This is a genomic window from Rhodobium orientis, from assembly GCF_003258835.1.
GTDB lineage: Bacteria > Pseudomonadota > Alphaproteobacteria > Rhizobiales > Rhodobiaceae > Rhodobium > Rhodobium orientis.
This window is the reverse complement of sequence record NZ_NPEV01000130.1, coordinates 1-362: the sequence shown is the minus strand read 5'-3', so window position 1 is coordinate 362 and position 362 is coordinate 1. Positions and strand designations below refer to the sequence as shown.

1 protein-coding gene is annotated in these 362 nt (G+C 49.2%); it reads right to left on the bottom strand.

Features of this window, described 5'->3' with window-relative positions; translation table 11 throughout:
- The coding region (locus CH339_RS25515) for a hypothetical protein (protein WP_146610293.1) at positions 1-183 on the bottom strand (183 nt) is incomplete at its 3' end.
- Between the last annotated feature and the right edge of the window lie 179 nt (positions 184-362).

The window sequence follows — 362 nt, the reverse complement described above, 5'->3', positions numbered from 1 at the left end:
GCCTTGCGTCAAAATTCTGTAGGCGTACGGAAGGTTGTCTTTATTGTCCCACGCTGTTTTCATCGTATCTCTGATATGCTTCGGCTTTACCTTTCCGAGTCCCATCGGCGCCCAAGACGCCCACAGTTTTGGCGCGGGCTTTTTATTCAGCTTCATCGGACCTTGATGCTTTGTTTTTCCCATTCCCTTCTCTCCTTTCCAGCGGATACTGCAGATCATCCTTTTAGCGAGTTTGAGACATGAACCGCCGCTTTTTTCCGCAACTGTTTAATGTCCGTTCTAATGAATATCGAAATGAACAGGGCGATGGCGAACAGTGCCGCAAACACCGTCAGGCTTTGGCTGTAGCTCCCTGTTGCATC